Here is a 7,995-nt window from a genome sequence, read left to right as displayed (position 1 = left end):
GGCGAACGCTTGGGTCATGGTCAGGTAAGCCAGTCGCAGCAGCACGACCGACCATCATGTCGGTACAACCACCAGGTACGCGAGAGCACCCCCTCAAGCACCCGCGCACCCCCGCGCACCGCCTTTCACCAGGGCGGATGAGGTTTTCGGCAGGGGCACGGTCACCGACCGCACGGGCAGCGTGACGGCAACCGGCCGGCACGAGAGGCGCCCACCTCAAAAGGGCGTAGCCATCCGCGCCGTGAACCCCACCGCAGTGGCCGTGACCTGCGCAATAAGCTCGACGCTGTCGTCGAACCGTGACGGGGGAGAAAAGACATGACGAGCACCAATGCCCACTGGCACGAGGATGCGGCCTGCCGCAGCGCCGACCCGGAAGAGCTGTTCGCGGACAGCACCCGGCAGAAACGGGCCAAGACGGTCTGCACGGGCTGCCCGGTGCAGACCGAATGCCTGATAGAGGCGCTCGACAACCGCCTCGAGTGGGGCGTGTGGGGCGGTATGACCGAGCGGGAGCGCAGAACTTTGCTACGCCGCAGGCCGAACGTCGGTTCCTGGCGGCAGGTTCTGCAAAACGCTCGTTGTGAGCAGCAGACGCCACGCGCCAGTTGACCGGTCAGGCGATGCCGCGGGCACCTGATGACTCATCTGTCCGTCAGGGCCGACGAACGACTCCCACAAGCTGCCCCCCACCGTCCTTCGCAGCGGGATGCCGCCGCACGCCTGCGCGCGCCCACCGCATGGACGGTCACGCACAGGCACCCGGCGGCGTGTCTTCAACACCTCACCAGCAGAAGCGCTGTTGCCCGGCCATGCGCGGCACCCTGCAACGGGCGCTCGGCCCGGCCGGCGTCACTGTGCCGGGAGAGGGGGTTAGGCCTGCGCCGGCACCTTCTCGGTGTTTTCGGCCTCCTCGGCATCGGCTGTCTCGGTGGCTGGCGACGCCTTCACGGCTGCGCCGTCTGTGGCGGGCGCGGACTCAGCCAGGGTGTACAGCACGGTGTTCTTCTGCTTGCTCCGCTCGATACGGCTCTTGGCGACCAGCCGCTCCAGGGTGTTGCGCACGGTGTTGATGTCCCGGGCCCGCTCGGGGTACTCCCGCTCCAGATCGCTGACGACCTCGCTCGCGGTGCACGGCTGCCCGGCGTACTTGCCCAGGACGGTCAACAGCAGCTCACCCAGAGTCGGCTCCCCGCTCCTGGCCGTGGCCTCCTTCGCCGCCGGCGCCTTCTTCGCCGTCGTCTTTTTGGCCGTCGGGGCCTGCTGCGCCGTGGTCGGCTTCTTGGCTGCGGACTTCTTGACCGTGGCCTTCTTGGCAGCCGTGGTCTTCTTCGCGGGTGCCTCGGTCTGCTTGTCCTGCCGCTGCTGCGGGACGGCCACGGATGCTTCAACGGCCGACTCGGTCGCTTCAGTCGCTTCGGCCGGCTCGACGGGCCCAGACGTGCTGTCGTGCGCCTGTCCCGACTCGTCCTGGGGCGCCTGAGCGCCGGCGTCAGCCTCGTTCTCGTCCGGGGCAGACACCGTCTCCAGTGCCCTGACCAGCCAGGCTTCGTCCGTCACGAGTTGCTCAAGACGCTGGCGCAGACGGGCCTGTTCCTCCCGGTTGGCCGTGAGGTGGTGGGCGAACTGTTCCGCGTACTGACTCTGCAGGCTCTGGCTGGTGAGTTCTTCCGACGCTGTGGCCACTACGGCACGCTCCTTGAAACGGGGGGTATTGCTGCCGGATGTTACTCACCCCACCGGGACCAACGCCGCTGTCCTGGGCAAACACCACCCCTGAGAGCAGCCACGCCCGGCCCGCTTCACCTTCCCAGCACCGGTCTGCTGAAAGGCAGACCGGACCAGAAACCACCACACCCGTTCCCGCCCCACAGCCGCGCCCCGCCATATGCCCTGCCCGCGGCAGTGACACTGCCGCGACGCCGCGATACACAGCGAGGGAAGGAACCGCCGTGAACGACTTCACCACCGACGACATCACGGCCGTGCGACGCATCGGAGAACCGTCCGCCTTCCTGCGCTCGCGCATCAGCCGCCCGTGCCGCTCGCGGTCCCGGCACAGCACGTCGTAGGCCACCAGCTCGGCGCCTGGCCGTCCCCCACCGCCGTCCCCGCCACCCATCACCCTGCCGCCACTGAACCGCCCCGGGTTCGATGGAGGCTCCCGGAGCGGTTCAGTCTGTTGTGGCCGGGTAACCGGGAGACCGGCCACCAGGCCCTTGCCGATTTCATGATGCCCGCGTTCGTCACCGGGAGTTCAGGTACGTGTCGTAGCGTTCGGCCGCCAGGCGGATGTTGATCGGGAAGGCGCGGGTCGTGATGGCTTCCACGTTGTTCGATGTGCTGGGGAACGAGTGGTTCTGCGTGACCGCGGTTCGGGGTCTGGGAGAGGCGGACGTACTATCCCGGCTGGGTGCCGCCGGCCCGGATCCGCTGCCCCGGTATCCCATCGACGGTGTGGCTGAGCACTACAGCCTGGACAGCTGGGCGGTGCGAGTCTACTGCCCGGCAGGGTCGGGTTGGGCGTATGTGTTCGATGCGCTCCCGCAGGTGGGTGTCCCGTTCAGGGAGCCGGTGCTCAAGAAGCTGTCCAGGGGCACGGAAGCGGTGTCCGTGTGGAAGTTCCTCGACGGCACCACTCGGGTGGCGCACGCCCGTAATGGGGAGATTCTCGCCCTGTTTGACTCGTGGAAGTTTGACCCGGCGTCCGGGACGGATCCGGACCGGCTCAACCAGGCCCTGGACCGGGTCGGCTTCTTCCTGGACGAGCCGGGTGACGACTTCTCTGATCCGGCTGCTGCTCTGGAGGCGGTGGAGAGCGAGTTCGGCCTGGTGGTGGACCCGCGGGAAGTGGCGGGGCCGCTGCCGACGGTCGTCGTTCCCGTACGGGCCGATTGACAGTCGGCAGCGGCCGCCGGTCAGAAGGTCACCTTCAGCCAGAAGCCGTCATTGTCAGCCAGACGCGCGCTCTTGATGAAAACTCCGTAGGTACCGCCCAGGTCGGAGTTGAGATTGCCGGGGATGTGGCCGCGCACGCACTTCTCCTCCCCGGTGAACGGGCCGACAGGAGTGATCGTGGGCCAGTCGGTGGCGTTGTCACCTGTGGTGTCGGCGCGGACAGCGGTCACCTGGGCGCAGTCCTTACCGTGAGTGACGCCGTTGAGGGCACCGCTCTCGTAGGTGCCGGCGAAGGGGAACTCGTCACAGGTGTCGTCCGTGATCGCCGGGTCCTTGGTGAACTTGCTCTTGTCGCAGATCGCCCGGCGGTTGGCCTTCTGGTCCGAGTCATTCTGAAGTCGGTGCAGCGGCGCGCCGGTGCCCTTGAGCCCCCAGTGCCCGGAAAGATTCTGCTGTGCCCACTCGATCATGTCGGCGGATGATCCGTACTCGGCGCGGGAGACGAACAGGGTGGGGGTGGTCCAGGGCACGACGCAGCCGGAGGTGTTGATGATGGAGAGCTTGTCGTCGCAGCGTACTTCGGAGCCCCAGCTGATCGGCGGTGTGAGCTGATCGGCGTTGGGAGCGTCGATGTCGAGCTCGTAGGTCACGTCGAGGTAGTCGTACGTCGTCGTGGGTGTGTCAGAGATCGTGTACGTCTTCTCCAGCCGCTGTCCCACGCTGATCGGCTGCTTGGTCCACAACGTGGTGCTGCCGGGACTGCAGGTGGGGGCGCACTTGGTGGTCCAGGTGATGGTCAGCGGCGGGAGGGCACCCGTCGACTTCAGCATCACGAGCTGGTCGGTTTCACTCCACTGCAGGCTGGTGGTGGACAGGTCCATCTGCTGGGCGGTGGCGAACAGCGCGGTACCGGCGATCTTGCCATCGCTGTCGAAGTAGGTGTACTTCACGTTGGGATCAATCTGGCACTGCATGGTCCGGGTGGCGTACCAGGATCCGTCCTCGTCACCGGTGCACTCGTTCGCCGGTAACGGGACATCGGCGGTCTGCGCACGCATGCTTTCCGCAGCCTGCTTGCCCTGGGGCGGTGACATCAGGGTGATACAGCCGTAGGAGCCGTTTCCGCCTTTGGTCTTGCTTCTGTCTCTGGCTTCCTCGCAGTTGTCTTTGTCTGTCATCGTCCGGACGTTGGCAGGCATCTGCTCCTTCTGTTCGGCGGACGCTGCGGTGGAGGAAGCAGCAGGTGAGCTCGGGGAAACCGGGGAAACCGGAGAGGCCGAGGATGCCAGGGGGGCGCCGAGAGCAAGAACGCTCAGAGTGACGGAGCAGACGAGCATGCGTCGTATCACGTGAAGCCTTTCGCACAGGGACTGTTGAGCCTGGGGAGGTGCTTCTTTCGTGCCGTACTCGAGCAGCCTCGCGAGCGTGGGAGAACGGGTGCTGTCCTCGGGATGAAAACTTTCGCGTACACAGCTATCGGCCGGCCCCAGTTTGCTCTGAGCCGATGAGGAGGATCAGGTCGTGTCCCAGGCGTGGTGTAGCCGATCACGGTTCGTCGTTTCCGCCTTGGAGCCGTCCGGTACGTGCCGCAGCCAGCCGTCGTGCTATCACCGCTGGCCCCGGCCCGGCGAGCCTCAACAGGGCCTCCAGCGAGGGCGATTCGGGCCGTGACTTGGGGATTCCGTCAGCTTGATCGGCTACACCCCACCCCTACACCTGACCAGCGGAAACGAACCCGTCACTCTCGGAAAGACAACAGCTTTTGAGGGGGTGCGTGCTTCGCCCGCCGCATCGCACCGACCTCTCGGTCTCGCGGGAGGCGGAGGTTGTCTGATGCCTCATTGTGATTCGCGGGTGTACAACCCCGTGTGGGTGCCGGCTGTCTGTAAGGCGCTGGAGGGATGAGCCTCCGGTGTCTTTCCGTACAGATTGGGGACCAGGTGGGGAAGCAGGTCTGGAGAGTCGTCGTGGCCGGTGGTGCGGCGGCGGCGTTCACGGCCGTGGCCGCGGTGCCGGCCGGGGCGGCCGAGGGTGGGGTCTCGTTCAGCCGTGTCCAGGTGAACGGCGGCAAGCCGATTGTGATCGGGGTGTCGGGGGAGGTCGCGGTGCCCGCCTCCTTCCGGATGACGACCACGCACAAATGGAAGTGGCCGGCGGTGTTCCTGTACCGCAAGGGGGCCGACCGGCTGTGGCACGCCATCGAGACGAGCGACTGCATCAAGGTGAAGTCGGGCGTCTGCGACTTCAACGAGACGATGTATTTCGACCCGAGCGTGTGGGACATGCACAACAGCGAGGCCGGGGCCTGGAAGGTCGGGGCGGAGGTGTACTTCAAGGGCGGCGGCGGTGACACCGACGACAAGGGTCTGACGGTCCACGTCAAGCGCAACTCCCGCCTCACCGTCAACGCCTCGCCCGAACCAGTGGCCAAGGGCAAGACCATCACCGTGACCGGAAAGGTCACCCGAGCCAACTGGGAGACCAGAAAGTACGCCTCCTACGGAGGACGCCAGGTGAGCCTGCAGTTCAAGCCCGCCGGCACCACCTCCTACACCACGGTGAAGAAGGTGTACTCGAACGGCTCGGGCAACCTCAAAACGACCGTGAAGGCCTCCAAGACGGGTACGTGGCGCTGGCTGTACAACGGAAACACCACCACCGGACCGTCGAAGTCGTCCGGGGACCACGTCGTGGTGAAGTGATGTCCGCGGTGCCGACGGGCCGGTGGGGGCCGCGCCGGCGGTAACGGCTGCGACGGTCCAGGCGTCGGGTCCGCCGCGATCGGGCGGACCCGACACCCTTGTGTCCGGGCCGGCCGCAAGCGTATGTGCACGGGCCTCGGCGCAACGTGAGCCGGTGCGCCGTGCGGACCATGAGGCCGGCCACCGCTCCGGTGGACAGGCCCGGATCCCGATGAAGCGGCGGCGACCACGGTCTTCAAGGCCGTCCCCGCCGTACAGGGCCGGACGTGTTCGGCGTCGTGGGTCCCTCGGACGAACGCCCACTGCGAGAGGATCATTGGCAGCATCCGGCGCGAGATGCTCGACCATGTCCTGATCGTGAACGAGGCCCACGCCCGCCAGGTCCTGGCCGCCTACCGGCGGCACGACAACACCCACCGACCTCACCAAGCCCGACAGCAACTACCGCCTGATGCCAAGGAACGGCCCGATGCCACCGTGCACGACCTCAACGCCCGCCGAGTGCTGCGGACCCAGATCCTCGGCGGCGTGATCAGCGAGTACCGCTGTATCGCTTGACCGGCGACGATGACTTTTCGAGCGGCGCAGGTTCCTCCGCAGGCTGATGACGAAGACCCGGGCAGTGCCGAGGGTGATCGTCACCGACAAGCTCCGCTCCTGCAGCGCCGCCCACCACGAGGTCATGCCTTGCGTCGAGCACCGCTCGCACAAGGGACTGAACAACCGGGCCGAGAACAGCCACCAGCCGACGAGGCAACGCGAACGGGTGATGAAGGGCTTCCGCTCCGTGGGCGGGGCGCAGAGGTTCCTGTCCGCGTTCAGTGGCATCTCACCCCACTTCCGGCCTCGTCGCCACCTGATGCCCGCACCTCACTACCGAGCCGAAATGACCGTCCGCTTCACCATCTGGGAGCAGATCACCGGCGTCACGGACCGACCTGCCACGGCCTGAGCACCGGCCCGGAACCCGGCCCCACCACACCTCGACACACCGTCAGACGTCCACACACCCAACAATGTGACAACGCCTCTTCGGCCTCCTGAAGGCAGAGATCGGGACCACCGTCTGGGAGTCCCACGACCAGGCCCGTGCCGATGTCTTCCACTTCATCGAGGTCGAGTACAACCGCACCCGCCTGCGGAAACACCCCGTCTACGGATACGTCACCCCGGTCGAAACCCGGGCCCTGACGGCACAAGCTCTCACCCCCGCAGCGTAACCACCCGCTGTCCATGCTCAGGGGGGAACTTCAGGGTGAGGTTGGTGCGCCAGTACGCGGCCACCAGCAACACCGGGTCCTCCAAAGACAGCGACCACGGCCGGTCCCTGCGGAACGGATCGGCCCCCTTGCGGTCTCCGGCCGGTTCCGCGGGAGTGTCCAATAGACGGCGGATCCGATGATCAAGGAGACGCCTGAAATGAGCGAGACCATCACCGACCACGAGATCGTGGAGGAGTCGGCGCCGCAACGCTTGCTGGCCTGGCCGCCATGGAGTTGCGACTCTCGGCCGCTCTGGAGGGCGATCGCCAGCCTGCGGTCGGCTGCGTCTGCCCAGCCGCGGAGGGTTGTGATCCTCGGCCACCCCGGAGGGCGACCGCCAGCGGATGGTGTGGGCCCGTATCCGGCGCAGGCGTCGCTGTTGCGATCCTCGGTCGCCTCAGAGGGCGGTTCGTGAGTTGATGTCCGTTTCCGGGTGAGGCGGGGGCAGGACCGCTCACGTGGATGGGGAGAGCTGTGCGCGCACCCATTCGGGATCGGGATTGACGTGCGGTTGGCCCGCGACCACGATGGTCGGCACGGTCTCGTCACCGTCGTTGGCTGCCCTCACCGCCGTCGCCCCAGCCGGGTCGCGCCAGATATCGACCCAATGCAGCTGGTGGGCGCTGCCGCCCAACCGGATCCGCAGGCGCAGGCAGTACTTGCAGCCAGCCCTCCAGTAGACGATCGGTCGGCCGTCGACCGGGCTGCGTCGTTGTGCTTCCACCGCACTGATCGGCCGTGGGAACGCCAGCGGCGAGTTCAGCCCCGCGAGCAGGACAAACATCAGCAGTAGTGGAACGGCAGCGCCGGAAAACCCCCTGACCGCCAACGCAGTCGCAACGAGCGAGCCGCAGACCAGGAGCAACATCGGCAAGATCCATGCGCGCGTCATGATGACGCAGGCTATCGGTGGCGCAGATTCGGCGGATCGACGGCCCGCACCTCTGGGCCACGTCGCGCAGTCGTCATGGCAGTGAGAGGGAGAGCGTGATTGATGTCCATTTCCGGGTGGGTCAGGGGTAGGGCCGCTGGTCGCGATGAGCTGACCCCGGATTCGTGGAGTCCCTGAAGCCAGGCTTATGATCCTGGCCCGAAGGAGAACCACGAGCAGTGCCAGCACCACGCAAATACCC

The 7,995-nt window shown here is 66.7% G+C and carries 6 protein-coding genes and 3 pseudogenes; 5 read left to right on the top strand and 4 right to left on the bottom strand.

Annotated elements, in window-relative coordinates; genetic code table 11:
* The first annotated feature begins 318 nt into the window (after positions 1–318).
* Positions 319–612, top strand: coding sequence for a WhiB family transcriptional regulator (locus tag ACFXAE_RS35830; RefSeq protein ID WP_384723794.1), 294 nt, complete (start codon positions 319–321; stop codon positions 610–612).
* Positions 613–873: 261 nt separating this feature from the next.
* Here ACFXAE_RS35830 and ACFXAE_RS35825 read toward each other — a convergent pair whose 3' ends face one another.
* Positions 874–1,686, bottom strand: a complete 813-nt coding sequence (locus tag ACFXAE_RS35825; protein ID WP_384723791.1) for a hypothetical protein — start codon at positions 1,684–1,686, stop codon at positions 874–876.
* Between the two features lie 633 nt (positions 1,687–2,319).
* Between ACFXAE_RS35825 and ACFXAE_RS35820 the strand changes: the two genes are divergently transcribed.
* On the top strand, positions 2,320–2,898 hold the full coding sequence (locus ACFXAE_RS35820; RefSeq protein ID WP_384723788.1) for a DUF6461 domain-containing protein: 579 nt from the start codon (positions 2,320–2,322) through the stop codon (positions 2,896–2,898).
* 20 nt (positions 2,899–2,918) lie between these two features.
* Here the strand turns inward: ACFXAE_RS35820 and ACFXAE_RS35815 are convergent, their stop codons facing one another.
* Positions 2,919–4,097, bottom strand: a complete 1,179-nt coding sequence (locus ACFXAE_RS35815) for a hypothetical protein (protein WP_384723785.1) — start codon at positions 4,095–4,097, stop codon at positions 2,919–2,921.
* Between the two features lie 741 nt (positions 4,098–4,838).
* On the opposite strand from ACFXAE_RS35815, the gene ACFXAE_RS35810 reads away from it, so the two are divergent.
* The 3 genes and pseudogenes from ACFXAE_RS35810 to ACFXAE_RS35800 all read left to right on the top strand — a co-directional run.
* Positions 4,839–5,600: a hypothetical protein gene (locus tag ACFXAE_RS35810; protein ID WP_384723783.1), complete on the top strand. Its 762-nt coding sequence runs from the start codon at positions 4,839–4,841 to the stop codon at positions 5,598–5,600.
* A 294-nt stretch (positions 5,601–5,894) separates the two neighbouring features.
* A pseudogene (locus ACFXAE_RS35805) lies at positions 5,895–6,158 on the top strand (integrase core domain-containing protein); the annotation flags it as partial.
* Positions 6,159–6,183: 25 nt separating this feature from the next.
* Positions 6,184–6,552 (top strand): annotated as a pseudogene (locus tag ACFXAE_RS35800) (DDE-type integrase/transposase/recombinase); the annotation flags it as partial.
* Positions 6,553–6,848: 296 nt separating this feature from the next.
* Here ACFXAE_RS35800 and ACFXAE_RS35795 read toward each other — a convergent pair.
* Positions 6,849–6,953, bottom strand: a pseudogene (locus tag ACFXAE_RS35795) (IS5/IS1182 family transposase); the annotation flags it as partial.
* A 363-nt stretch (positions 6,954–7,316) separates the two neighbouring features.
* Positions 7,317–7,754: a glutaredoxin domain-containing protein gene (locus ACFXAE_RS35790; RefSeq protein ID WP_384723780.1), complete on the bottom strand. Its 438-nt coding sequence runs from the start codon at positions 7,752–7,754 to the stop codon at positions 7,317–7,319.
* Positions 7,755–7,995: the final 241 nt, after the last annotated feature.

Source organism: Streptomyces sp. NPDC059454, from assembly GCF_042749965.1.
Taxonomy (GTDB): Bacteria; Actinomycetota; Actinomycetes; order Streptomycetales; family Streptomycetaceae; genus Streptomyces.
Note: the sequence above shows the minus strand (reverse complement) of the source record. Positions and strands in the feature narration are given on the sequence as shown.

Excerpts from the sequence above, each read along its gene's own strand:
- ACFXAE_RS35830 (WP_384723794.1), top strand. The coding sequence starts at position 319 with ATGACGAGCACCAATGCCCACTGGCACGAGGATGCGGCCTGCCGCAGC.
- ACFXAE_RS35820 (WP_384723788.1), top strand. The coding sequence starts at position 2,320 with ATGGCTTCCACGTTGTTCGATGTGCTGGGGAACGAGTGGTTCTGCGTG.
- ACFXAE_RS35815 (WP_384723785.1), bottom strand. The coding sequence starts at position 4,097 with ATGCCTGCCAACGTCCGGACGATGACAGACAAAGACAACTGCGAGGAA.
- ACFXAE_RS35790 (WP_384723780.1), bottom strand. The coding sequence starts at position 7,754 with ATGACGCGCGCATGGATCTTGCCGATGTTGCTCCTGGTCTGCGGCTCG.